Here is a 24,932-nt window from a genome sequence, read left to right as displayed (position 1 = left end):
GGGGTGGGGGTGCGGGCTCCTCGTCGTCCATGATTGACGCACTACGGCTGGCCTTCGGAACCCTGACCGCCTACCCGGTGCCTGCCCCCACCACCGTGGCGGCGCCGGTGCCGGGGCGGGCCATGGCGCTCGCGCCGCTGGCCGGGGTGGTGCCGGGCGGGGCCGGGTGGCTGGTGGCGTTCGCCGGGCTCCGGCTCGGGCTGGCTCCGCTGGTGGTGGCCGTGCTGGTGGTGGCGGTGTTCGCGCTGAGCACGCGGGCCCTGCACCTGGACGGACTCGCCGACACCGCCGACGGATTCACCGCCAGCTACAACCGCGACAGGGCCCTCGACGTGATGCGTCGCGGCGACAGCGGGCCGGCTGGCGTGGTGATGGTGGTGATCGTGCTGATGCTCCAGGTCACGACGCTGGACCAGGTGCTCGTCACGGCACGGGCGCACCACGCCGGAGGCTGGTCGGGCGATCTGCTCGCGGCCCTCGCCGTGGTCACCGTGGCCGTGACCGCCCGGCTCGCGATCCCGGTGATCTGCCGCACCGGAGTTCCCCCGGCACGACCGGAAGGGCTGGGGGCGATGGTCGCGGGGGCGGTCGGGAATCCGCTGCTGACGTCGTCCATGATCGGGAGCCTGGTGATCGCCACGCTCACCGGACGGGCCGCCGGTCTGGCCTGGTGGGCGGGGCCGGTTGCGGTGCTGGTGACCGTGGTGGCCACGGAGGTGCTGGTGCGCCGCGCGGTGCGACGGCTGGGCGGGATCACCGGCGACGTCATCGGCGCCGGTGTCGAGATCGGTGTGGCCGCGGCCCTGCTGGCGCTGGTCGTGACCTCCTGACCGGTGCCCTCAGCTGCCGGTCGTCGTCGTGACGAACGGCGGGCGCACCACCCGGCAGGGCAGCTCACGGCCTCGCACCGAGACGCCGACCTCGGCGCCCTCCGGCACCGACGGATCCAGAAGTCCCAGCGCGACGCCCTGTTTCAGGGTGGGCGAGAAGGTGCCCGAGGTGGTCAGGCCGACCACCGCGCCGTCGGGGCCGACCACGTCCATGCCGGCCCGCGGCACCCCACGGCCGAGCGCGACCAGGCCCCGGGCCACGCGACGCGGCCCTGCCTCCTTCTCGGCGAGCAGCGCCTCACGGCCCCAGAACCGGGGCTTCTTCCAGCCGACCGCCCAGCCCAGCCGGGCCTGCACCGGCGTGATCTGCGGGCTCAGCTCGTGCCCGTGCAGGGCGTAGCCCATCTCGGTGCGCAGGGTGTCGCGGGCGCCCAGACCGCAGGGCAGGCCGTCCCACTCCCGCACGGCCTCGACCAGCCGGTCCCACAGCGCCGGGGTGACCTCCCAGGCCGGGAGCAGTTCGTAACCGCGCTCCCCGGTGTAGCCGGTGCGGCAGACGATCAGCGGCAGCCCCTGCCAGATCACGTCGACGAAGCTCATGTACTCGTGCCCGGCGGGCAGCCCGAGGGCGGCCAGGGTCTCGTCCGAACGGGTGCCCTGCACCGCGATCACGCCGTACCCGTCGTGCCGGTCGCTGACCTCGAGACCGGCGGGCGCGTGCGCCGCGAGCCGGGCCGCGACCTCCGCGCAGTTGGCCGCGTTCGGCACGAGCAGGACGTCGTCCTCCGCTCTGACATACGCGATCAGGTCGTCGACCACACCGCCGGTGTCCGGGTCACAGCACAGGGTGTACTGCGCCTGACCTGGTCCGATCCGGTTCAGATCGTTGGTCAGACACTGATTGACGAAGTCCACGGCCCCGGCGCCACGGATCTCGATCTTGCCCAGGTGGCTGACGTCGAAGACGCCGACCCGCTCCCGCACGGCCTCGTGCTCCTTCAGCACGCCGCCGGCCGCGTACTCGATGGGCATCTCCCAGCCGCCGAAATCGGCCAGTTTCGCGCCGAGCGCGCGGTGCCGTTCGTACAACGGGGTGCGCCGCAGAACCGGTTCGTTCCCCGCCTCGACCACCGGTGCCCCGGACATGGGTTCCCCTTCCTCCGGACGAAGGGCTCAACCGTATCCGGAGCGGATCGGGGACGCCGTGGAGACCGCGCGAGAGAACCACGTTCTGCAAGTAGCCCGGTCAGAGGCCTAGGATCGCGGTGGAAAGTCGTTGACGTCGAAGGATTCGTGTTGCCCACGCTCAGTGTCACAGCCAAGGAAGCTGTCAGTCAGTCCGCCGATGCCCTGATCGTCGGGGTCGGCACCAACCCGTCCGGCACGGCGGTCGTCGCCGGGGCGCAGTCCCTGCCCGCGCCGGTGCGCACGGCTCTGACCCAGGCGCTGAAGGCCGTCGGGGCGACCGGCGCCAAGGACACCGTGCACCGGATCCCCCCGGTCGCCGGGGTGTCCGCCAAGTCGGTGGTCCTGGCCGGGCTCGGCCCGGTGCGCGACCTCGACCTGGAGACCCTGCGCCGCGCCGCCGGTGCGGCCACCCGCACCCTGGCCGGCCTCGGCAAGGTCGTGATCGGGCTGCCCGCCACCACCGGTGACGAGGTCACCGCCATCGCCGAGGGCGCCCTCTACGGCGCCTACGCCTTCAACCGGTACCGCAGCAACGGCGGCAAGTCCCCGGTCGGCACGATCGTGGTGTCGGCCCCGTCCACGGCGAACTCCGCCGCCCGGGCCGGCATCCGCCGCGCCAAGGTGCTGGCCGACGCCGTGCACGGCACCCGCGACCTGATCAACGCGGCGCCGATCGACCTGTTCCCGGCGCAGTTCGCCGACGATGCCCAGCGCGTGGTCAAGGACCTGCCGGTCACGGTCACCGTGCTGGACGAGAAGAAGCTGCTCAAGGGCGGTTACGGCGGTCTGCTCGCGGTCGGCCAGGGCTCCACCCGCCCGCCCCGGCTGGTGCGCCTGGACTACAAGCCGGCCGGTGCGACGACCCACGTGGCGCTCGTCGGCAAGGGCATCACGTTCGACTCGGGCGGCCTGTCGATCAAGCCGGCCGCGCACATGGACGAGATGAAGAGCGACATGTCGGGGGCCGCAGCCGTACTGCACGCCGTCGCCGCGATCGCCGAGCTCGGCCTTCCGGTGCAGGTCACCGGCTGGCTCGCGATCGCCGAGAACATGCCCTCGGGCAGCGCGCAGCGTCCGTCCGACGTGATCACCATCCGCGGCGGCCGCACCGTCGAGGTGCTGAACACCGACGCCGAGGGACGCCTGGTGCTCGCCGACGCGATCGTCGCCGCCGGGGAGACCGACCCCGACGTGATCGTCGACATCGCCACCCTGACCGGCGCCCAGATGGTCGCGCTCGGCAGCCGGGTCTCGGCGATCATGTCGAACGACGACGATCTGCGCACGCGCGTGCACGAGGTGTCCGGCGAGGCCGGCGAGGCCTTCTGGCCGATGCCGCTCCCGCCGGAGCTGCGGCCGAGCATGGACTCCCGGGTCGCGGACATCGCGAACATGGGCGAGCGGTACGGCGGCATGCTGGTCGCCGGGCTGTTCCTGAAGGAGTTCGTGCCGTCCGTGGACGGCGCGGCCGTGCCCTGGGCGCACCTGGACATCGCCGGGCCCGCCTTCAACAGCGGCTCGGCGTACGGGTACACGCCCGCCGGTGGCACCGGGCACGGTGTGCGGACGCTGGTCTCGCTGGTCGAGTCGCTGGCGGTCACGCCGCTGCGCTGAGCCGCATCGGGTTCTCTGACGACACAACAGCCTCAGGCCTTCGCCGGCCTGAGGCTGTTGTGTCGTCACTCTTTTCGCACTGTGTTGCTCACTGCGTTGCTCGGTGTGTTGCTCACTGCGTTGCTCACTGGGGCCAGGGCGGCAGTTCGGTGTCTTCCACCGGCTGCGGTTCACCCCGCTTGGCCCGGGCGTTCCAGTCCCGCATCCGCTGCGGGTAACCCACCTGCTGGATGTCGTAGACCGGGATCATCGACCGCTCGGACAGGTCCCGCAGCACGCCCGGGTGCGGAATCCGTCGCCTCGTCCATTCCCCGGTCGAGGCCACCAGCAGCACCGTGGGCGGGTTCATCGTGGTGGCCGGCTCGACGAAAGCCTCCACCCCCCGCCGGGTGCGGATGAACTGGTCCAGGTGTTCACGTACCCGGTTCAGTTCGGCCCGCTGCTCGGCACGGCCCTCGGTCGGGGCGGCCTTACGCCGCGAAAACCAGCCCATGCGCCACCTCTCTCACCGGGCCAGAGTTTCTCACGCAACTCCTCACCTTTTCTCCCACCATCAACGATGCGTCGTGCGGGGGCGTTCCCCTCGCCTGTGTGCCTCTTGCGCCGTGTGCCATCTGTCGTGCGGCCCGTTCGTTGCCGTTGCCGTTGCCGTCGCCGGATGGACACCGGGCGAGAGCATCGCGTTGCACGCGATTTCGAGCTGGTGGGAACTGGCTGCGCCCGGCGCCGGGCCAGGACCTCCGGCCTGCGGATTCGGCAACAGAATCGTGCGGCGGCGCCGGATTTGTGTCCCACGACTCATTGACGTGACGAATGACGCGGCCCGGGCACGCCGGATACGACGTGACCACCCCCGGCAGTGATGACAGGATGACCGAAGGATCACCGGCAACCAGCGCGCCGGTGGCGTGAAAACGCGAGGGAGCACTCAGGTGTCCGAAACCGGCCCCGGACAGACTCACGACGTCGTGATCCTCGGAGGCGGCAGCGGCGGGTACGCCGCGGCACTGCGTGCTTCCCAGCTCGGTCTGGACGTCGTCCTGATCGAGAAGGACAAGGTCGGCGGAACCTGTCTGCACCGCGGCTGCATCCCGACCAAGGCGCTGCTGCACGCGGCCGAGGTCGCGGACTCGGCCCGGGAGAGCGAGCGCTTCGGGGTCAAGGCGAGCTTCGAGTCGATCGACATGCCAGGCGTGAACAAGTACAAGGACGGCGTCATCGGCCGCCTGTACAAGGGCCTCCAGGGGCTGATCTCCGCAGCCAGGGTGACCTACGTGGAGGGCGAGGGCCGGCTGGTCGCGCCCGACACCGTGGAGGTGGGCGGCACCCGGTACCGTGGCCGGAACGTGGTTCTGGCCACGGGTTCCTACGCCCGCACCCTGCCCGGCCTGGAGATCGGCGGCCGGATCATCACCAGCGACCAGGCCCTGAACCTCGACGGTGTGCCGAAGAGCGTGATCGTGCTCGGCGGTGGGGTGATCGGGGTCGAATTCGCCAGCGTGTGGCGGTCGTTCGGCGCCGAGGTGACCATCGTCGAGGCCCTGCCCCGGCTGGTCCCGGCCGAGGACGCCGCCGCGTCCAAGGCCCTCGAACGCGCGTTCCGCAAGCGTGGCATAGCGTTCAGGACGGGGATCCGGTTCGCCGGTGCCCAGCAGGACGACGAGGGGGTCACGGTCTCGCTGGAGTCCGGCGACACCCTGCGGGCGGACCTGCTGCTGGTCGCGGTCGGGCGTGGCCCGAACGCGGACGGCTTCGGCTACCAGGAGGCGGGGGTGACGATGGACAGGGGCTTCGTGCCCACCGACGAACGGCTGCGCACGAACGTGCCTGGTGTGTACGCCGTCGGTGACATCGTGCCCGGCCTCCAGCTCGCGCACCGCGGATTCGCCCAGGGCATCCTGGTCGCCGAGGAGATCGCCGGGCTGAACCCGGCGCCGCTGGTCGAGTCGGGCATTCCCCGGGTCACGTACTGCGACCCGGAGGTCGCCTCGGTCGGGCTGACCGAGGCCCAGGCCCGCGAGCGCCACGGCGACGAGGTGCAGACCTACGAGTACAACCTGGCCGGCAACGGCAAGAGCCAGATCCTGGGCACGGCGGGCTTCGTGAAGCTGGTCCGCCGTCAGGACGGACCGGTGCTGGGTGTACACATGGTTGGCGCACGGGTCGGTGAACTCATCGGCGAGAGCCAGCTGATCGTCAACTGGGAGGCTTTCCCGGAAGAGGTCGCCCAGCTGGTGCACGCCCATCCGACGCAGAACGAGGCCCTGGGCGAGGCTCATCTCGCGCTGGCCGGGAAGCCTCTGCACGCTCATGCCTGACGAAACGTCCGAACAGATGCCTGAACACCGGCCCGAGCAGCGCGGCCGGTGCGCTCCCTGAATCCGCACCACCAGATGTACCCGCTCTCTCAGTACCTCTAGCAGTACCCCGAGCGGTTGACCGAGACAGCGCCACGGCGGCCATGAGGCCGGCGAACCACGAAGGAGAGCGGAGAACAGATGTCGGACTCCGTGCAGATGCCCGCACTGGGTGAGAGCGTCACCGAGGGGACTGTCACCCGGTGGCTCAAGCAGGTCGGTGACCGCGTCGAGGTCGACGAGCCGTTGCTGGAGGTCTCGACCGACAAGGTCGACACCGAGATTCCCTCGCCGTTCGCGGGCGTGCTCGAGCAGATCCTGGTCTCGGAGGACGAGACCGTGGACATCGGCGCGCAGCTCGCGATCATCGGCGACGGCTCCGGTGCCGGTTCCGCGCCGGCCCAGGAGGCTCCCGCCGAGCAGGCGGCTCCGGCGCAGCAGGCCGCTCCCGCCCCGCAGGCAGCACCGGCCCAGCCCGCCCCGCAGCAGCCCGCCCAGGAGGCACCCGCGGCCGCATCGTCCGGTGGGGACGCGGACGGCACCACCGTCTCGATGCCCGCGCTCGGCGAGAGCGTCACCGAGGGCACCGTCACCCGCTGGCTGAAGCAGCAGGGTGAGTCGGTCGAGGTGGACGAGCCGCTGCTGGAGGTCTCGACCGACAAGGTCGACACCGAGATCCCGTCGCCGGTCGCCGGGGTCGTGCAGAAGATCCTGGTGAACGAGGACGAGACGGTCGAGGTGGGCGCCGCGCTGGCGATCGTCGGCTCGGGCGCACCGGCTGCTCCGGCTGCCGCTCCGGCACCCGCCCCGGCTCCGGCACCTGCCGCACCCGCCCCTGCACCCGCTCCGGCGCCCGCCCCCGCACCGGCTCCGGCCGCTGCTCCGGCACCCGCAGCCGCCCCGGCACCCGCAGCCGCTCCGGCACCCGCAGCGGCTCCGGCTCCGGCACCCGCAGCGGCTCCGGCTCCGGCTGCCGCTCCGGCCAACGGCTCGTCCGACAACGGCCCCGGCTACGTCACTCCGCTGGTGCGCCGCATGGCCGCCGAGCAGGGTGTCGACCTGTCCGCCATCACCGGCACCGGTGTCGGTGGGCGTATCCGCAAGCAGGACGTCATCGACGCCGCGAAGGCCAAGCAGCCCGCTCCCGCCGCCCCGGCGGCGGCTCCGGCCGCTCCTTCCGGCCTGGCCGCTCCCGCTGCCCCGAAGCCGATCAAGGTTTCCGAGCTGCGTGGCACGACCGAGAAGATGTCGCGCCTGCGCAAGGTGCTGGCCAAGCGGATGGTCGAGTCGCTCCAGACCTCCGCGCAGCTGACCTCGGTGGTCGAGGTGGACGTCACCCGGATCGCCAAGCTGCGTGACCGGGCCAAGGGCGCGTTCCTGGCGCGGGAGGGCGTGAAGCTCTCGTTCATGCCGTTCTTCGCCCTGGCCGCGGTCGAGGCACTGAAGCAGCACCCGAAGCTGAACGCCAGCATCGACGGCGACAACGTGGTGTACCACGGCCAGGAGAACCTGGCGATCGCCGTGGACGCCGAGCGTGGTCTGACCGCCCCGGTGATCCCGAACGCCGGTGACCTCAACATCGCCGGGCTGGCCCGCAAGATCGTCGAGGTGGCCGAGCGCACGCGCACCAACAAGCTCAGCCCGGACGACCTGGCCGGCGGCACGTTCACGCTCACCAACACCGGAAGCCGTGGCGCGCTGTTCGACACGCCGATCCTGTTCCCGCCGCAGACCGGCATCCTCGGCACCGGTGTCGTGGTGAAGCGGCCCGTCGTGGTGAAGGACGCGGACGGGGCCGAGAGCATCGGCATCCGCTCGATCGTCTACCTGGCGCTGTCGTACGACCACCGCCTGGTGGACGGCGCCGACGCCGCCCGGTTCCTCGGCACCATCAAGGCACGGCTCGAAGAGGGCGCGTTCGAGGGCGATCTCGGTCTCTGACCGCTCCCGCACCGCTGATCGGCCCGCGGCCGGCTGTCTCTCCCATCGGGAAGGCGCCGGCCGCACGGCCTTTGCGGCGTGTCCCCCGGTGCGGTGGCGCGGGCCCGGGGCCCTCAGCCCGGGCCATGCCCCCAGACCGGGCCATGTCCCCCGCAGAGGCCGGCTCCTCAGCACACCCACGGTCTCGCGCAGACGCACGGAACCTCGGCACAGCCCGACGGCTGCCCGGAGAACGGAGATGACAGGGTCATGAAGGTTGCGGTGACCGGCTCGCACGGTCTGATCGGCTCGGCACTGGTCGAGCGCCTGACCGCCCGCGGCGACGAGGTGGTGCGCCTGGTGCGCTCGGACCCGTCCGGCCCGGACGAGGTGCGGTGGGACCCGGCCGGCGGAACCGTCGACCTGAAGGGCCTCGAAGGCGTCGACGGCGTGGTGCACCTGGCCGGCGCGGGTGTCGGCGACCACCGCTGGACGGCCGCGTACAAGCGCGAGATCCGGGACTCCCGGGCGCTCGGCACCCGCACGCTGGTGCGAGCTCTCACCACGCTCGAAGTCCCGCCGAAGGTGCTCGTGAGCGGCTCGGCCATCGGCTACTACGGCGAGCGGGGGGACGAGATCCTGACCGAGCAGTCCGGGCCCGGCGAGGGGTTCCTCACCGACGTCGTGGAGGTCTGGGAGGCAGAGGCACAGCCCGCGGTGGACGCCGGGATCCGGGTGGCGCATCCGCGCACCGGCCTGGTGATGGCCCGGCACGGTGGCGCCTTCAAGCAACTGCTCCTGCTCGCCCGGTTCGGCTTGGCCGGTCCTCTCGGCAATGGCCGGCAGTGGTGGAGCTGGGTCACCCTGCCCGACACCCTGGCCGCGCTCGAGTACATGCTCGACACCGAGGAGATCAGCGGCCCCGTGAACATGGTGGGCCCCGAGCCGGCCCGGTGCGTCGACGTGATCCGGGCTGTCGCCAAGGCCATGAACCGGCCGGCGCTGGTTCCCGCCCCGGCGTTCGCCCTGCGGATCGTGCTCGGCGAGTTCGCCGGTGACGTGCTCGCCAGCCAGCGGGTCACCCCCGCCCGGCTGCGCGCGTCCGGTTTCCGCTGGGAGCACGACACCCTGGCCAAGGCAGCCGCGTGGACCGTCGGCCGCTGAACCGCCACACCGGTGGACGACGCCAGGTCGTGAAACATCCGGCGCCGTCCACCGGTCCGGTGCACTCACGCCTTGCCCCGGATGTCGTGGAGTAGCCAGCGACCGGCCCCGGCCGCAGCGGTGCCGGTCGCGCTGAGCGTGAACACCATGCTCGCCGGACCGGTGGCGGGCACCTCGGCGAAGGCCCCGTCACTCCCCCGAACCTGCCGGTGCGCCGTGGCGCTGACCTCGGCGGCGACCTCCACGGTGGGCCCCTCGACCGTCAGCACGTCGACCCGGCCGATCCGGTAGGTCAGGTCTTCCAGGCGGTATCCCTGGTGTCGTAGGCGTCGCAGCAGTCCCCGGTCGGCCTGCTCGGCCGGTGACCCGGAGGCGTCCGCCTCGGCCAGCCGCCGCCGTGAGACCGTCTCGAACGCCTCGGACCGCGCCCGCCCGATCCTGGTGAGCGCCTCCGCGAGCTCGGCGTCCAGCGGCTCTCCCGGTCTCCCGGTGCCGGGATCACCCTGCGCCCCAACGCTTCCGGCGCCCTGGACCACCTGCCGTCCCACACCCGCCGTCACCGCTCCCACGGCCGCCGTCGCGACCAGGAGCGCGAGCAGCCGGGTGACCGGCACCGCCCGGCGAGACGTGGGCCCGACCCGCGCCGGCCCACCACGAGCAGGCCGGGCCGCACCGCGCGGGCCTCGGGTGGTGCTGCCGCCCTTCACCTGACCTTGCCCGGCAGCCGCGGCACCTCGGGAGTGCCCGGCCCCGGAATCGCCACCCTCTGCTCCCGAACCGGACACGTAGGCCAGGTCTTCCCGCGGTCCACGCCGAATCGGCGCCGGGCGCGCCACCTCCCAGGCCAGCTCGGCCAGCTCGGCCGGACCGGGACGCCCTACCTGCTCCGGCGCCAGGCAGCGGGCCAGTAACCGATACAGGTCCCCCCGCGGATCCGGATCGGCACCCATCGCCCCGGGCGGCCCGCCGGTGAGGGCGAACCAGCAGGCGGCGGCCAGGGCCCACAGGTCAGCCGCACGCAGGACCTCCACCGGCACCGGGCCACCGGAGCCGAGTGCCTCCACCACCGCCGGGTCGGTGAAACCAGGCGTTCCCCAGCCCTCTTCACCGCGCATCCCGAGCAACCGGGCCGCTCCCAGGTCACCGAGCTGCGGCCGGCCTCCGGCGGTCAGCAGCACGTTGCCCGGGGCGATGTCGCCGTGTGTGAGGCCGCGGCGGTGCAGATGCTCCAGAGCCGAGGCGAGCGGGATCACCAGCGTCACCACCTCTTCGGACGACAACCTGCCACGGGTGGCCACCAGCGACGCCAGGCTGCCGCCCTCGGCCAGGTCGAGCACCAGAGCCAGTCTGCCGTCGGCGAGCGGCACCACCCGGCGGAGGCCGGCGATGTGCGGGTGCTCGATCCGGCAGAGCCGGGCCACTTCGGCTTCCCTCCCGAAAACGTCCGTCCCGCCGCTATTCCCGGCCAGGAACGTGGCGGGGACCGGGCGCAGATGGCCGATCTTCAACGCCACCGGGTCACCCGTGACCAGGTCCTCGGCACGCCAGACCTCGCCGTGGGCACCGAAACCCAGCATCTCGTGCAGCTGGAAGCCGGGTACCTCGGGCGGCACCGCGGCAGGTCCGGGGAACGGTGTGAGATCCATGCCCCCACTGTGCCCCGAAGTCCCGACAGTCCGTTTCAGTTGTCCACAGGCCCCGGGGTTATCCACAGATCCGCGATGCCTGCCTTGCCGCCCGGGCCGGAGCTGACATGCTTCGTGACGGAAGCGCATGTGTTCGACGAGCATCTGGAGGCCGTTGTGACCGAGCAGATCCACTCCCGCGAACTCCCCGCGGCCGCCGACGTGGTCGTGGTGGGCGCCGGGCTGGCCGGGCTGGCCTGCGCGCGGCAGCTGTCCCGTCGTGGTATCGACGTGGTGGTGCTGGAAGCCTCCGACGCGCCCGGCGGTCGCGTGCGCAGCGACGTGGTGGGCGGTTTCATCTGCGACCGGGGTTTCCAGCTGCTCAATCCGGCCTATCCCGAGGTGCGCCGGGTGATCGACGTCGGCGCCCTCCGGCTACAGACGTTCCCGGCCGCCCTCGTGGTCGCCGGAACCCGGGGCCGGCAGATCCTCGCCGACCCCCGCCGTTCACCCGGGCTGCTTCCCCTCACCGCCGCGGGACTCCTGCGTGATTCCAGCGGTTCCTGGCGTGAGCAGACAGCTTTCGCACGATGGGCCCTGAACGCCGCCCGGGCGAGGCCCGAAACTCTGCTGTCCGAGCCGGATCTTCCGTGGAGCGAGGCTCTCGACCAGCGGGGCGTGCGCGGACAGCTGCGGTGGCGGGTGATCGAGCCGTTCCTGGCCGGGGTGCTGGGCGAGCAGGACGGCAGCACCTCGCACCAGTTCGTCCAGTTCCTGGTGCGCTCGTTCGCGCGGGGCACGCCGGCGGTGCCGTGGCGCGGAATGCGTGCCCTGCCCGAGCAACTGGCCCAGCAGGTGCCGGGCATTCACTACGGTGTGCGGGTCGAGTCGGCCGGGCCCGGCCTGGTGCGGTCCACCGCGGGCGAGATCCAGGCCCGGGCCGTGGTGGTGGCCACCGACCCGCAGAACGCCACGGCGCTCCTCGGGCTGCCAGAGGTCCATTCGCACGGTCTCACCACCTACTGGCACGTGAGTCCCGAAGCACCCACGCACTCCGGCGCACTACATGTCGACGGCGATCGGCGCGGCCCGGTGATCAACAGCATCGTGATCAGCAACCGGGCTCCCAGCTACAGCCCCGACGAACGGGCCCTCATCGCCACCACCGTTCTCGGCGGCGATCCCGACCTGACCACGGAACGCGAGGTCACGAAGCAGCTGGCCCTGATCTACGGACGGCCCACGCACTGGTGGGAACTCGTGCGCCGGGACGCTCTGCCGCACGCCCTCACCGCCATGCCCGCACCGCTCGACATCCGGCGTCCGGTCACGCTCGGGGAGGGTGTCTTCGTGGCGGGCGACCACCGTGACAGCGCGTCCATCCAGGGCGCGCTGGTGTCCGGTCGGCGTACCGCCGACGCGGTGCTGACCGAACTGGGGCTACCCGCCGTGCCACGAGAACCCCTGCCGGCGCACTGATCGGGACGGCGACCGCGAACGGCCAAGCGGCCAAGCGGCCCGAAACCCTCAGTCCTCGACGACCATCCGACGCACCAGCCCGTCCCGGAAGGAGTACCGATGCCGGATCTCGCGGCGGTCCACCAGCACCTCGCCGGCCAGGCCACGCACCTCCTGCTCGACCACCGCCACCAGTTCGTCGGCGGACCGGCCGGGTTCGAAGTCCGTGGGCACCACCTGCGGGTCCGACACCGCGAACTGGCCCTGCCAGTACGCCCGGATCTCGTCCTTGTTGCGTAACACGGCCTGGCTGGGCACGTCCGGCCACTCCACGTCGTCCGTCATCATTGACAGCAGCCCTTCGACGTCCCGCCCGTTGAAGCGGCGGTAGGCGTCGATGAGCAGCGCCTTGCGAGCGTCCATGAATCACAAGCCTAGACGCGATCACGACCCACGTGATCATTCCGCAGCGCAGAGCGACACGCGCACCCCACCCGCACCGGCCGGGCGTACCCTCGACGGCATGAGCGCGCTGCGGATCGAACATCTGGGCTTCGGGACCGACGCGGTCGAGTACACCGCCGGCTGGGAACGCCAGCGCGAGGTGCACGCCGAGGTGGTGGCGGGGGCACCGGACACCGTGTTGCTCCTGGAACACCAGGCCGTCTACACCGCCGGCAAGCGCACCGAGCCGCACGAGCGTCCGTTCGACGGCACCCCGGTCGTCGACGTCGACCGGGGCGGCAAGATCACCTGGCACGGTCCGGGGCAGCTCGTCGGCTACCCGATCCTGCATCTGGCCAAGCCGGTCGACGTGGTCGCCTACGTCCGCCGCATCGAGCAGATGATCATCGACGTCTGCGCCGAGCTCGGCGTGGAGGGCACGCGGGTCGACGGGCGCAGCGGGGTCTGGATCCCGGCCGGCGGCGGGCGGCCCGAGCGCAAGGTCGCGGCCATCGGCATCCGGGTCGCGCGCGGCGTCACCATGCACGGCTTCTCGCTGACCTGCGACTCCGACCTCGGCGCCTTCAGCCGGATCGTCCCCTGCGGCATCGCGGACGCCGGGGTCACCTCACTGAGTGCCGAGCTGGGCCGCGACGTTCCGGTGCGCGAGGTGCTCCCGCTGGTCGAGGCCGCCCTGCCGGGCTGTGACCTGCCGGGTCTGCACCATCAGCGGGTCCCGCACCGTCCGCGGGCCACCACCCAGCCGTCGACCGAACAGCCGTCGGCCGCACAGCCGTCGACCGAACAGCCGTCGGCCGCACAGCCGTCGGCCGCACAGCAGTCGCCCGAACAGCAGCCGGCCGAGCCGCCGAACCAGAAGCCGGCCGAGACGATCAGCGGCGCCATCGACGACCTGGCACGCGAGCTCACCCGCAGCTGAGACACGTTCCCTCAAGGGCCGGATCACCCGGTGGTCCGGCCCTTCGTGGTGCCGGTGGGAGCTCACGTCGTCCATCGTTCCCTGGATGTCAGCACCTCCGATCGCTATCATCGGCGCATGGCGATACCAACCGGGACGACCAATGCCGAGACCAGGACCAGGGCTAGGTCGCCGGAGGGCGACGAGGACGTCACCGCGGCGGCCTACCTGTTCCGCACGCTCGGCGACCCGACCCGCCTGCTGATCCTTCGCCACCTGGCGCGCGGCGAGCACCGGGTGGTCGACCTGATGACGCATCTCGGTCTCGCCCAGTCCACGGTCTCCGGGCACCTGGCCTGCCTGCGCGACTGCGGTCTGGTGCGCTCGCGGGCCCAGGGCCGCGCCTCGCTGTACTCGCTGGCCCGCCCCGAACTGCTCGACCTGTTCGACGCCACCGAGTCGTTCCTCGAGGCCACCGGCGAGCGCGTCGTGCTGCACCACACCGGCCATCCGCACACGGGCACCCACGAGGCCCACGATCACGAACCTGAGGACGACGAAAAGCCCCGTCGCCCCCTCAACCACCGCCGAGCCCACACCCCCGGCCTCGAACTCGGCCACGAACTCGGCCACGAACTCGGCCACGCAGCGGCCTCCGCCCGCGCCCCCCGCCGCGCAACGGCCACCACCGATCCCGGCCCGGCCGCTCACGGCCCCGCCAACGCTGGTCCCACCGGCGCAGCCACCGCCGGCACAGCCACCGCCGGCACAGCCACCACCGGCCCGGCCACACCGAACGCCGGCACCGTCCGTCCAGGTGACACCGTCCGTCCAGGTGACACCATCCGTCCAGGTGCGGAGCGCCCGGCATGACCGGGCAGAGCCAGAGGCCGGGTCCCGGAGAAGACCCCCGACCCGAACACGCGCACGACGAACAGCATCCCGGCCACCACGAAAGCCATCACCAGGACGACCACCAGGCCAGCCACCAGCACGACCACCGCACCAGCCGTACCGACGCGCCCCCGCTCCCCCCGAAACGCCGCTCCTGCGCGAGCGACGACGACACCGGCGGCACTCCCGCGTCGCTGAAGGCCCCCTGCCTCCCCGGGCCCTCCCCGACCGCCGCGGCGAACCCGGATCCCGAGCACCAGAACCACGAACACCAAGACCCCGGACATCAAGACCCCGGACATCAAGACGCCCAGCCCAAGAACGACGCGCCCGGCGACCACGCGCACGGCCATGGTCACGGGCACGGCCATTCGCACGACCTCCCTACCGGCCCGGGTGCCCGGCGCCGCCTGTCCCTGGTGCTGGGCATCACCGTGTCGGTGCTACTGCTGGAGGCGGTCGGCGCGGTGCTGACCGGCAGTCTCGCGCTGCTCGCCGACGCCGGGCACATGCTCACCGACGCCGCCGGGCTGACCCTGTCTCTGGTGGTCGCGATCCTCGCCGAGCGCCCACCCACGGCGAAGCTGACCTGGGGCTGGAAACGCGCCGAGGTGCTCTCGGCCGCCCTCCAGGCCACCGCGCTGCTGGCGATCGGCATCTACATCCTGGTCGAGGGCGTCCAGCGGCTGATCGACCCGCCGGAGGTGGCCTCGGCCGGGATGATCGTGTTCGGTGCGATCGGTCTGCTGGCCAACGCCGTCTCGATCCTGATCCTGGTGCGCGGGCAGGGCGAGAACATGAACACCCGGGCGGCGTTCCTGGAAGTGGTGAACGACGCCCTGGGCTCGGTCGCGGTGCTGGTGGCGGCGGCCGCGATCTGGATCACCGGCTGGGACCGCGCCGACGCCGTGGCCTCGATCCTGATCGGCTCGCTGATCCTCCCGCGCACCTGGGCCCTGCTGCGGCAGGCCGTCGTGGTGCTGCTGGAGGCCACCCCGAAGAGCGTCGACCTGGACGAGGTGCGCACCCACGTGCTCGCCGTGCCCCACGTGATGGCCGTGCACGACCTGCACGCGTCCACGGTCGCGACCGGCCTGCCGATCCTGTCCGCGCACGTCGTGGTGGAGGACGGCTGCTTCCTCGACGGTCATCTCACGGTCATGCTCGACGAGCTCCAGAGCTGCCTGGCCGGTCATTTCGACGTGGAGCACTCCACCTTCCAGTTCGAGGCCGCCACCCACGCCGACCACGAGCACCCCACGCACGCCTGACCACGCACACCCGACAACACCGCCAGGCCGACAACACCGCCAGGCCGACAACACCGCCAGGCCCCGCCCGGCGTGATCACGCCCACGTCCGCAGCGGTCCGGAATGAGGCGGTCGGGTCCGGGCGCTTAGAGTGGGCGATGGCGACGGCCGGCCGTGCGCGACCCGTTGTCGCCCCTTCCGGCGGACCACGCCGGATACCGACCCGGGCGATCCCCGGGACAGCGTGCGAACAGGGAGCACAGGTGACGATCGCACCGGAGGGCCGGCGACTGCTGCGCGTCGAGGCGCGCAACGCCGAGACGCCGATCGAGCGCAAGCCGTCATGGATCCGGACCACGGCCAAGATGGGCCCGGAGTACACCTCGATGACGGGCCTGGTGAAGAAGGAGGGCCTGCACACGGTCTGCCAGGAGGCGGGCTGTCCCAACATCTTCGAGTGCTGGGAAGACCGTGAGGCCACCTTCCTGATCGGCGGCGACAGCTGTAGCCGCCGCTGCGACTTCTGCCAGATCCACAGCGGCAAGCCGTCCCCGCTGGACCGTGACGAGCCGCGTCGCGTGGCCGAGAGCGTGGCCACCATGGGCCTGCGCTACGCCACCGTCACCGGCGTCACCCGCGACGACCTGGACGACGAGGGCGCCTGGCTCTACGCCGAGACCGTCCGGGCCATCCACCAGCACGCCCCGGGCACCGGCGTCGAGATCCTCACCCCCGACTTCTCCGGCAAGCCCGACCTGCTCCAGCAGGTGTTCGACGCGCAGCCGCAGGTTTTCGCCCACAACCTGGAGACCGTCCCGCGCATCTTCAAGCGCATCCGGCCGGCCTTCAAGTACGACGTCTCGCTCGAGGTGATCGCGCTGGCCCGCTCGAAGGGCCAGGTGACCAAGTCCAACCTGATCCTGGGCATGGGCGAGACCCGCGAGGAGATCTCCCAGGCGCTGACCGACCTGAACGACGCCGGGTGCGACCTGATCACGATCACCCAGTACCTGCGTCCCTCCCCGCTGCACCACCCGATCGACCGCTGGGTGCGGCCCGAGGAGTTCGTCGAGCTGAAGGAGGAGGCCGAGGAGCTCGGCTTCGCCGGGGTGATGGCCGGGCCGCTGGTGCGCTCGTCCTACCGGGCCGGCCGGCTGTGGGCGCAGGCCATGCGCCGCCGCGGCGAGGAGATCCCGGCCGACCTGGCCCACCTGGCCCAGGAGACCACCGCCCGGCAGGAGGCCACGAGCCTGCTGAGCGGCGCGCGCAGCACGTCACGCTGAGCTCCGCCCGGGAAGTATCCTTCGGTCATGGCTCGCAACACTCCCTCACAGCCCGTCGATCCGGAAGAGATGGGCCGGTTCGCGCAGTTCCGCGCGGTCTTCACGATGCTGCGCAAGGCCGACCCGGCGGCTGTCGTCTGGATGCTGCTCGCGCTGGTCGGCTTCACGGTCGCCGGCGTGGGCATCGGCACCCTCGTCGGGCACCCCATCTACGTGGGCATCCTCGGCTTCATGGTCGGGATCCTGGTCGCGATCATCATCATGGGCCGCCGTGCCGAGCGTGCCGCGTACACCCAGCTCGGTGACCGCAAGGGGGTCGTCGGCTACGCGCTGAAGGGCCTGCGGCGAGGCTGGAACGTGGAGGAGCAGCCGGTCGCGGTCGACCCGCGCACCCAGGACCTGCTGTTCCGCGCGGTGGGCCGACCGGGTGTCGTGCTGGTCTCCGAGGGGCCGACACCCCGCGTGAACAAGCTGGCCGAGAACGAGCGCAAGCGCACGGCGCGGCTGCTGCCCGACGTGCCGGTGATCGTCATCCACGCCGGTGACGGCGACGGCCAGGTGCCCGTGCAGAAGCTGGTGCGTCACCTCATGCGCAAGCGCCCGGTGATCAGCAAGCAGGAGGTCTCCGAGGTGAGCAAGCGACTGCGCGCCCTCGGCGCCGCCCGCCTGCCGATCCCCAAGGGCGTCGACCCGATGCGCATGCGTCCCGACCGCAGGGCCACCAAGGGCCGCTGACCCACGAGCCATCCAACAGGGGACGTCGCCGGCCGCCAGGCCCGCGGCGTCCTTCTGTTTTGCCCTCACCCGGCAGCCTGCCCCCGGCAGGAGCCACCGGAAACGACCGTCCGGCGCCGGATTCGATAACGAATAGACCGTCAGTTCCGGGCGACCACGGAGCCGGAGATCAGGTCGTGCAGACCCCGCCGGTCGACGTCCCAGCCCATCGTCAGCGGCGGGATCACGAGCACCAGCAGCACGGCCCGCACGACGCCGCGCAGCAGGCCGATCGGGCCCCCGCCGACGACGCGTTCCACGTGCACGCCGAGCACCCGCTGCCCGACGGTGAAACCGGCCGTGCCGACCAGCAGGATGTTCTCGACCAGGAGCACGGCCACCGGGATCAGCGATCCGGCCGGGTGCTCCAGGGTCTGGGTGCCGAAGAAGCCGCGCGCGATGACCAGGCAGATGATCCAGTCGATGAGCACGCTGGCGAAGCGCCGGCCCGGCCGGGCGAGTGAACCCGGCCCGGTCTCCGGCCGCTCCAGGCGCTCGCCCGGATAGCCCGTGACGCCCGTCACCGCCTCAGGTCCGGCGAGCCATGATCCGACGTCCCGTCTGTCCACCACGGGTACGAGCTTAGGCGCCGGATCCGGGCTGCCACGCGCGCGGCCCCCGTCGTCCCCGGTTGGAAGGCACTTAGCAGAGCCGGGCGGGCGAGTAAAAGTGAGGAACTCGCCATCCCGGATTAATTGTTTCCGGCTTGTCACACGGAAATTTCTTATTCGTGTCGAGCACACCCATCGCAGTGCCGAAGTGACCGAGAGACACCTATTTCGAACGGTTGGAACGACGGGGAAGAAGATGATGCGACCGGTGACCGGGCTGTTAGGTCCGAGCGGTAGGGTCAGGCCTCACGTAGCCCTGCGATCAGCGTCGATCGCAGGTGACGGCCCAGAATTACCGGTGAAAAAGCCGGCTGTTCCGGGCGGAGCAGCAGTGCGACGGTTCCCGCCCCGATAACCGCGACCGATCCTCGACCGTGGAGGTTGGATTGTTCAGCAACGCCGAAGAGGTGACCAAGTACATCGCGGAGAACGACGTCAAGTTCGTTGACGTCCGGTTCTGCGACCTGCCGGGTGTGATGCAGCACTTCAACGTGCCCGCGTCCACCGTGGGCGAGGACTTCTTCACCGACGGCCAGATGTTCGACGGTTCCTCGATCCGTGGCTTCCAGGCCATCAACGAGTCCGACATGAAGCTGATCCCGGACCTCGACACGGCCTACATCGACCCGTTCCGTGTCGAGAAGACGCTCAACATCAACATGAGCATCGTCGACCCGTACACGAACGAGCCGTACAGCCGCGACCCGCGTCAGGTCGCGGCCAAGGCCGAGGCGTACCTGAAGTCCACGGGGATCGCCGACACGGCGTTCTTCGCCCCCGAGGCCGAGTTCTACATCTTCGACGACGTGCGCTTCGAGACGAAGCAGAACGTGTCGTTCTACGAGATCGACTCGATCGAGGCCGCCTGGAACACCGCCCGTAAGGAAGACGGCGGCAACCTGGGCCACAAGACCCCCTACAAGGGTGGCTACTTCCCGGTCCCGCCGGTCGACCACTACGCCGACCTGCGTGACCAGATGGTGCTCGCGCTGGACGAGCTCGGCCTCGAGGTCGAGCGGAGCCACCACGAGGTGGGCACCGCCGGTCAGGCCGAGATCAACTACCGCTTCGACAGCCTGGCCAAGTCCGCGGACAAGGTCATGCAGTTCAAGTACGTGATCAAGAGCGTCGCGCACGCCGCCGGCAAGACGGTCACGTTCATGCCGAAGCCGATCTTCCAGGACAACGGCTCGGGCATGCACTGCCACCAGTCGCTGTGGAAGGACGGCTCGCCGCTCTTCTACGACGAGAGCGGTTACGGCGGCCTGTCCGACATCGCCCGCTGGTACATCGGTGGCCTCCTGCACCACGCCCCGTCGCTGCTGGCCTTCACCAACCCGACGGTGAACTCCTACCACCGTCTGGTGCCGGGCTACGAGGCGCCGGTCAACCTGGTCTACTCGGCCCGTAACCGCAGCGCCTGCGTGCGTATCCCGGTCACCGGCTCGAACCCCAAGGCCAAGCGCATCGAGTTCCGCGTGCCGGACCCGTCGAGCAACCCGTACCTGGCGTTCTCGGCGATGCTGATGGCCGGCATCGACGGCATCAAGAACCGCATCGAGCCGCCGGCCCCGGTCGACAAGGACCTCTACGAGCTGCCGCCCGAGGAGCACGCGGGCATCGCCCAGGTTCCGGCGTCGCTCAGCGAGGCCCTCGACAACCTCGAGAAGGACCACGCCTACCTGGTCGAGGGCGGCGTGTTCACCGAGGACCTGATCGAGACCTGGATCCAGTTCAAGCGTGAGGCCGAGATCGACCCGATCCGCCTGCGCCCGCACCCGCACGAGTTCGAGCTGTACTACGACGTGTGATCCACGCCGTACCGGATTCGTCGGCGGGCCCCCGGTTTTCCGGGGGCCCGCCCTCGTTCTGCGCCCCGGCAACCCCTTGTACGGACGACGAGAACCCCGTGCACCGGCCGTTCGGACCGGTCGGTGACACCGCTCGTCGCACCCCTCACCGGATCCCCGCGTTCCACCCCACGAAGGTCTTTTCGCCCCGTACGGTGATCTTGGTGCCGGGGGCGGCAGAGGCGGCGGGGAAGGAATCGATGACGATGACGGGTCCGGTCCGGCTGCTCGGGCGGCTCCTGCTGGTGCTGTTCGTGGTCTTCCCGGTGCTCTGGGCCGCACACCGCCCGCACCCGTTCGCGGTGCTGCTGACGGCCGCGATCACCTGGCTGGTCTCGGCCGTGCTGTGGCGTGCCCTGGGCTACCTGCTGCTGGCCCTGCCCGGTCTCCAGAGTGTCGTGCCGTTCGTGGCGGCCGGCCTGCTCTCGCTCACCCAGCTGTCTCTCCCGGGCTGGCTGGTGACGGCGGAACTCGTGGTCGGCGGGGGGTGCTGCCTGGTCTTCGTCGTCCGTGCGGATCCCTGTCACCCGCCGCGCACCGACCTGGCCGCGCTCACCCGGGCCGTCGCCCGGATCACCTTCCCGCTCGTGGCCCTCTGGGCCGCCGTGCACCTGCCCGGCACCGCCGGTGTGCCGCTGCGGGCCGGGCTGGTGCTGGGCGGGCTGTGGGCCGGGGTGGCCCTGGTGCTGGGCACGATCCAGGTGATCGCCATGCCCCGGTACGCCAGTGCCTGCGTGGTGCGGCTCGACGACCGCCCGCACCTGGTCTACGGCGGTCACGGGCACTCGGTCTGGGTGCGCGACCTGACCACCGGCACCGACCGGATGCGCCTGGGCACGAGCCCGGCGATGACGCCGGAGGCCGTCGACCTGGCCGTCGGGGCGGAGACCGCGGACGCCGTGGAGATGCTCCGCGACGGCATCCCGAACCGGTTCCTGCCCGGCCTGGTGCACGCGCTCTGCCCGGTCACCACCGGCACCGGTGAGTCGCTGCTCGCCTCGGCCGGCGACGACCAGGTGATCTACCTGTGGAACCTGGCCACCGGCAAGGGGGTCGGCGGCCTGCGCGAGGCCCCGTTCGCGATCCACGCCCTGTGCCAGGTGCCGGGCACCCCGTGGCTCGCGGCCGGCGGCGACAGCGCCTGGGTGACGCTGTGGGACATCGACACCTACCGTCCCGTGCGGCTGCTGCGCACCCAGGCCTTCACCCGGGCGCTGTGCCTGCTCGACCTGGACGACGGGCTGGTGCTGGCCGCGGGCGGGGGCGGCGGCCGGATCACCCTGTGGGACCCGGCCACCGGCACCCCGGTGGAACGCTTCGCCGGGCACGACGGCCGTCCGGTGACCGGTCTCGCCGCGATCACCGTGCAGGGACGGCCGGCGCTCGCCTCGACCGGTGAGGACGGCACGATCAGCGTCTGGGACCCCGCCGACGGATCGCTGCTGCACCGAAAACGCATCCCCGGCAGTGCCGTTCACGCTCTCTGCCCGATCCGGCACGACGGCAGCGACCTGCTCTGCGTGGGCGGTGACAGCCCCTACCTGACGCTCTGGAACCCGGAGACCGACGAGACCCGCGACTTCCCCGAGGGCCTGGCGATGGACCCGGGCCTGGGCTGGTACCGGGCCCTGTGCGCCGCCGAGGTCGACGGCACCACCCGGCTGATGGCCGTGGGCTACTCGCCGAAGCTGATCACCGTGGACGCCGCCCGGCTCGCCGGCGGCTACCAGGCCGGGTAACGCACCAGCCAGAGCGGGTCGGCCGGGGCCTCGTCGGCGTTGCCGCCCGGGTTGTCCATCAGCTGCCGCACCAGGTCGCGGGCCAGCGTGTCGAGCACCCAGACCAGCTCGTGCCGCATCAGCACACCGACGGGCCAGGCGTCTGCCCCGTACAACGCGCCGAGCACCGCGCCCGCCATCGCCGACACGCCCTCGCGGGACCGTGCGGTGGCGGCGAAACGCAGCGCCCGGCCCATGTTCTCCGGCCCGGGGTAGCTCGCGGCGGCATACACACCACCCATCAGCACGGCCGGGGCGCCGGCGTTCGAGGCCAGGCTGAACAGCACCTCGCGCTGCCCGGGCCGGGTGCCCGCGGCCCACAGGGCCGTGCGCAGCCCGGCGGCCACCTCCTCGTCCAGGCCGGGCAGGGCGTTCGCCACCACGCCGGGCAGGTCGGGGTCTCCGGGCGGGGCGGCGAGCAGCCGGTTCAGCAGCCGCACGCCGGCCGCGGCGGTGGACCAGGCCCGCGGATGGCCGTGGGTGAGGGCCGCGCAGTCGGCGGCCATCATCACGTCCGACCAGTGCGCCTGGGCCGAGAGCGCGGCGAAGGGCAGACTGCGCACCAGGGAGTGCCAGCCCAGACTCTCGCCGGTGGGCACGTCACGACTGCCGGCGCCGTTCTCGCGCAACGCCGTCACCGTGGCGGGCGCGTCGCCACGGGACTCGCGCAACGGTGGTACGTCGGCCAGCCAGCCGTCCAGGCCGATCGCCCCGGGCGGCAGCAGCCCCTGCATCACCCCCCAGCGGCAGTAGGCCGACCAGAGCACGGACGGTGGGTGGCAGATCCCCTGGTGCAGCGAGCGCAGCGCCGCACGGATCGTCCCTTCGACGGTGAAAGCCGCCATCTGTGTACAGCTTCCGGCCTTCAGGGGACCGGAGTCCGGCTGCTCGAAGGCGAGACTCTCGCCGAGAGCGATACCGAGCAGGCTTCCCCGTACCCGGCTTTCCCAGACCAGCGGATGAGGCTCCAGGGCGTTGGTCACGATCGATTGTGACCCACCCCCGGCCCCCTCCCCCAATCAGATCCCCGGATCACCGGATCCTCCGGACGTTCGGGACCACGATGGTGGACGTCCGGCGGCCACTGACCTAACGTCTCACCTATACGTCGTGGCCTCGGGCAACGAGCGTGAAGCACTGTGTTTGAACGACATTCACTGATGTCAGTGTTGGTGTCTACGGGGGGACGACACATGAGCGCGGCCGTGCAACACGAGACAGAACAAGAACAGTGGGACGCCGTGGTGGTGGGTGCGCGGGTGGCGGGCGCGCCCACCGCCATGCTGCTGGCCCGGGCGGGGCACCGGGTGCTGCTGGTCGACCGGGCCGCGTTCCCGAGCGACACCATCTCGACCCACCTGGTGCATCCGACCGGTGTCGCGGCCCTGGAACGCTGGGGCCTGCTCGACCGGCTGGTCGCCACCGGCTGCCCGCCGATCGACACCTACCGCATCGACTTCGACGTGGCCGTGCTGTCCGGCCGGCCCTCGGCCGCCGAGGGCACCGGCCGCACCGCCTACGGCCCGCGACGCATCGTGCTCGACAACCTGCTGGTCGAGGCCGCGCGCGAGGCCGGGGTCACGGTGCGGGAGTCGTGGACGGTCGACGAGATCGTTCGCTCCGGCGAACGGGTGATCGGTGTGCGCGGCCATCATCGCGGCGGTGAGCCGACTTTCGAGTCCGCCCGGGTGGTGATCGGCGCCGACGGCAAGAACTCGGTGGTGCACAAGGCCGTCCAGGCGCCGGAGTACGACACCCGGCCGGCCCTCACCGCGGGCTACTACGCCTACTGGAGCGGCCTGCCGATCGACGAGTTCCGGGTGTATGTGCGCGAGCACCGGGCGATCGTGGTGGTGCCCACGCACGACAACCAGAAGCTGGTGCTGGTCGGCTGGCCGCGGCGGGAGATGGCGCAGAACCGGTCCCGCGTGGAGGAGACCTACATGGCGGCCGTGAACTCGGTGCCGGAGCTGGCCGGGCTGATGGCGGGCGCGCACCGGGAGACCCGCATCATCGGGCACGGCGACACCCGCAACGCCATGCGGGTGCCGTTCGGCCCCGGCTGGGCCCTGGTCGGCGACGCCGGCTACATCAAGGATCCGGCCACGGCGCAGGGCATTTCGGACGCCTTCCGCGACGCCGAGCTGCTCAGCGCCGCCCTCGACCACAGCTGGTCGTCGGGCGTGCCCTGGCAGGCCGCGATGAGCGACTACCAGCGGCTGCGCGACGGCCGGGCCAAGCCGATGCTCGACTTCACCTGCATGCTGGCGCCGATGGACCCGCTGCCGGCGTTCGTGCGGTTCCTGTTCCGCTCGATGCAGGGCAACCAGCCGGCCATCGACCGCTTCCTCGGCGGGTTCGCCGGGACCGTCCCGCTGAGCGAGGTGTTCCACCCGCTGAACACGCTGGGCATCGTCGGGTCGCGGGTGCGGCGGGGCCTGCGGCAGCCCCGGGCCGCCTGGCGCGCGGCCACATAGACAGCACTTGCGGTCCATATGGATGCCGCGCATCATCGCGCGTATGGCCACGATCACCCTGACGTTCGATCCGGACGACCCGAACGACGTGGAGCGTGCCCGGGTGCTGCTCGACCGGCTGGCCCCCGGGCACGAGACGCCCACCCCGGAAGCCGTGCGCCAGAAGGTGATCGCCCTGCTGCGCGGCTACGGCGAGAAGCGCACGGAGTACATCCGGCACGTGGCCCAGGCCTCTCCCGGCTCGGCCGAGTACGACGACCTGGTGGCCATCGTCGGCTCGGCCAAGGCGGTGGGCGGCACTCACTCGGCGATCGAGCGGGCCTGGCGGGCCAAGGGAATGCCCGGCCCGTTCATCGCCACCGACGAGCTGGGCGGCGCCCACATGGAACCGGATCTGGCCGACATCGTGCTGGCCGTGCTGCACGATGTCATCGACGAGCCGGATCCGTTGCGGGCGGCCACTTTCTGACCAGAAAACTGAGGACGACGAGGAGC

19 protein-coding genes and 2 pseudogenes are annotated in these 24,932 nt (G+C 71.5%); 15 read left to right on the top strand and 6 right to left on the bottom strand.

Annotated elements, in window-relative coordinates:
* Positions 1 to 29 precede the first annotated feature (29 nt).
* Positions 30 to 830, top strand: a complete 801-nt coding sequence (locus KIH74_RS18800) for an adenosylcobinamide-GDP ribazoletransferase (RefSeq protein WP_214157275.1) — start codon at positions 30 to 32, stop codon at positions 828 to 830.
* 9 nt (positions 831 to 839) lie between these two features.
* Here the strand turns inward: KIH74_RS18800 and gcvT are convergent, their stop codons facing one another.
* Positions 840 to 1,976 carry a glycine cleavage system aminomethyltransferase GcvT gene (gene gcvT / locus KIH74_RS18795; protein WP_214157274.1) on the bottom strand — a complete coding sequence of 379 codons (1,137 nt, stop codon included), beginning with the start codon at positions 1,974 to 1,976 and terminating at the stop codon, positions 840 to 842.
* A 150-nt stretch (positions 1,977 to 2,126) separates the two neighbouring features.
* Here gcvT and KIH74_RS18790 point away from each other — a divergent pair, with 150 nt between their 5' ends.
* Positions 2,127 to 3,632 carry a leucyl aminopeptidase gene (locus KIH74_RS18790; RefSeq protein ID WP_214157273.1) on the top strand — a complete coding sequence of 502 codons (1,506 nt, stop codon included), beginning with the start codon at positions 2,127 to 2,129 and terminating at the stop codon, positions 3,630 to 3,632.
* A gap of 124 nt (positions 3,633 to 3,756) precedes the next feature.
* Here the strand turns inward: KIH74_RS18790 and KIH74_RS18785 are convergent, their stop codons facing one another.
* On the bottom strand, positions 3,757 to 4,125 hold the full coding sequence (locus tag KIH74_RS18785) for an oxidoreductase (RefSeq protein ID WP_214157272.1): 369 nt from the start codon (positions 4,123 to 4,125) through the stop codon (positions 3,757 to 3,759).
* A 439-nt stretch (positions 4,126 to 4,564) separates the two neighbouring features.
* Here KIH74_RS18785 and lpdA point away from each other — a divergent pair, with 439 nt between their 5' ends.
* The 3 genes from lpdA (at position 4,565) to KIH74_RS18770 (ending at position 9,073) form a co-directional block, all read left to right on the top strand.
* Complete coding sequence (gene lpdA / locus KIH74_RS18780; RefSeq protein ID WP_308113885.1) at positions 4,565 to 5,950, top strand: dihydrolipoyl dehydrogenase; 1,386 nt, start codon at positions 4,565 to 4,567, stop codon at positions 5,948 to 5,950.
* A gap of 180 nt (positions 5,951 to 6,130) precedes the next feature.
* Positions 6,131 to 7,930 carry a 2-oxoglutarate dehydrogenase, E2 component, dihydrolipoamide succinyltransferase gene (gene sucB, locus KIH74_RS18775; protein ID WP_214157271.1) on the top strand — a complete coding sequence of 600 codons (1,800 nt, stop codon included), beginning with the start codon at positions 6,131 to 6,133 and terminating at the stop codon, positions 7,928 to 7,930.
* Positions 7,931 to 8,179: 249 nt separating this feature from the next.
* The gene (locus KIH74_RS18770) at positions 8,180 to 9,073 is read left to right on the top strand and encodes a TIGR01777 family oxidoreductase (RefSeq protein ID WP_214157270.1); all 894 of its coding nucleotides are present in this window, start codon (positions 8,180 to 8,182) and stop codon (positions 9,071 to 9,073) included.
* Positions 9,074 to 9,138: 65 nt separating this feature from the next.
* Here the strand turns inward: KIH74_RS18770 and KIH74_RS18765 are convergent, their stop codons facing one another.
* A complete protein-coding gene (locus tag KIH74_RS18765) occupies positions 9,139 to 10,719 on the bottom strand; it encodes a serine/threonine-protein kinase (protein ID WP_214157269.1) in 1,581 nt (526 codons plus the stop codon).
* A gap of 114 nt (positions 10,720 to 10,833) precedes the next feature.
* On the opposite strand from KIH74_RS18765, the gene KIH74_RS18760 reads away from it, so the two are divergent.
* Entirely contained in the window at positions 10,834 to 12,177 is a 1,344-nt protein-coding gene (locus KIH74_RS18760; protein WP_214157268.1) for an NAD(P)/FAD-dependent oxidoreductase, read from the top strand.
* Positions 12,178 to 12,225: 48 nt separating this feature from the next.
* Here KIH74_RS18760 and KIH74_RS18755 read toward each other — a convergent pair whose 3' ends face one another.
* The gene (locus KIH74_RS18755; protein WP_214157267.1) at positions 12,226 to 12,579 is read right to left on the bottom strand and encodes a nuclear transport factor 2 family protein; all 354 of its coding nucleotides are present in this window, start codon (positions 12,577 to 12,579) and stop codon (positions 12,226 to 12,228) included.
* 100 nt (positions 12,580 to 12,679) lie between these two features.
* Between KIH74_RS18755 and lipB the strand changes: the two are divergent.
* From lipB to KIH74_RS18730, 5 genes and pseudogenes are all read left to right on the top strand, one after another.
* Positions 12,680 to 13,300: pseudogene (gene lipB, locus KIH74_RS18750) on the top strand (lipoyl(octanoyl) transferase LipB); the annotation flags it as partial.
* A gap of 357 nt (positions 13,301 to 13,657) precedes the next feature.
* Positions 13,658 to 14,014 (top strand): annotated as a pseudogene (locus tag KIH74_RS39265) (ArsR/SmtB family transcription factor); the annotation flags it as partial.
* A gap of 374 nt (positions 14,015 to 14,388) precedes the next feature.
* Positions 14,389 to 15,684, top strand: coding sequence for a cation diffusion facilitator family transporter (locus KIH74_RS18740; protein WP_214157264.1), 1,296 nt, complete (start codon positions 14,389 to 14,391; stop codon positions 15,682 to 15,684).
* Positions 15,685 to 15,927: 243 nt separating this feature from the next.
* Positions 15,928 to 16,947 (top strand): lipoyl synthase, encoded by a 1,020-nt coding sequence (gene lipA, locus KIH74_RS18735; protein ID WP_214157263.1) that lies wholly within the window; start codon positions 15,928 to 15,930, stop codon positions 16,945 to 16,947.
* A 27-nt stretch (positions 16,948 to 16,974) separates the two neighbouring features.
* On the top strand, positions 16,975 to 17,682 hold the full coding sequence (locus tag KIH74_RS18730; protein ID WP_214157262.1) for a DUF4191 domain-containing protein: 708 nt from the start codon (positions 16,975 to 16,977) through the stop codon (positions 17,680 to 17,682).
* Positions 17,683 to 17,822: 140 nt separating this feature from the next.
* On the opposite strand, the gene KIH74_RS36580 is transcribed toward KIH74_RS18730, so the two are convergent.
* Positions 17,823 to 18,293 carry an RDD family protein gene (locus KIH74_RS36580; protein ID WP_214157261.1) on the bottom strand — a complete coding sequence of 157 codons (471 nt, stop codon included), beginning with the start codon at positions 18,291 to 18,293 and terminating at the stop codon, positions 17,823 to 17,825.
* A gap of 425 nt (positions 18,294 to 18,718) precedes the next feature.
* Between KIH74_RS36580 and glnA the strand changes: the two genes are divergently transcribed.
* Together glnA and KIH74_RS18715 are read left to right on the top strand one after the other, a co-directional pair.
* The gene (gene glnA, locus KIH74_RS18720) at positions 18,719 to 20,143 is read left to right on the top strand and encodes a type I glutamate--ammonia ligase (protein ID WP_214157260.1); all 1,425 of its coding nucleotides are present in this window, start codon (positions 18,719 to 18,721) and stop codon (positions 20,141 to 20,143) included.
* A 245-nt stretch (positions 20,144 to 20,388) separates the two neighbouring features.
* Complete coding sequence (locus KIH74_RS18715) at positions 20,389 to 21,921, top strand: WD40 repeat domain-containing protein (protein WP_214157259.1); 1,533 nt, start codon at positions 20,389 to 20,391, stop codon at positions 21,919 to 21,921.
* Here KIH74_RS18715 and KIH74_RS18710 read toward each other — a convergent pair.
* On the bottom strand, positions 21,906 to 22,943 hold the full coding sequence (locus KIH74_RS18710) for an ADP-ribosylglycohydrolase family protein (RefSeq protein WP_214157258.1): 1,038 nt from the start codon (positions 22,941 to 22,943) through the stop codon (positions 21,906 to 21,908). The genes KIH74_RS18715 and KIH74_RS18710 overlap by 16 nt on opposite strands.
* 210 nt (positions 22,944 to 23,153) lie before the next feature.
* On the opposite strand from KIH74_RS18710, the gene KIH74_RS18705 reads away from it, so the two are divergent.
* Positions 23,154 to 24,437, top strand: coding sequence for an NAD(P)/FAD-dependent oxidoreductase (locus KIH74_RS18705; protein WP_214157257.1), 1,284 nt, complete (start codon positions 23,154 to 23,156; stop codon positions 24,435 to 24,437).
* Positions 24,438 to 24,480: 43 nt separating this feature from the next.
* The gene (locus tag KIH74_RS18700; protein WP_214157256.1) at positions 24,481 to 24,906 is read left to right on the top strand and encodes a hypothetical protein; all 426 of its coding nucleotides are present in this window, start codon (positions 24,481 to 24,483) and stop codon (positions 24,904 to 24,906) included.
* The last annotated feature ends 26 nt before the right edge of the window (positions 24,907 to 24,932 follow it).

Source organism: Kineosporia corallincola, assembly GCF_018499875.1.
GTDB lineage: Bacteria > Actinomycetota > Actinomycetes > Actinomycetales > Kineosporiaceae > Kineosporia > Kineosporia corallincola.
Note: the sequence above shows the minus strand (reverse complement) of the source record. Positions and strands in the feature narration are given on the sequence as shown.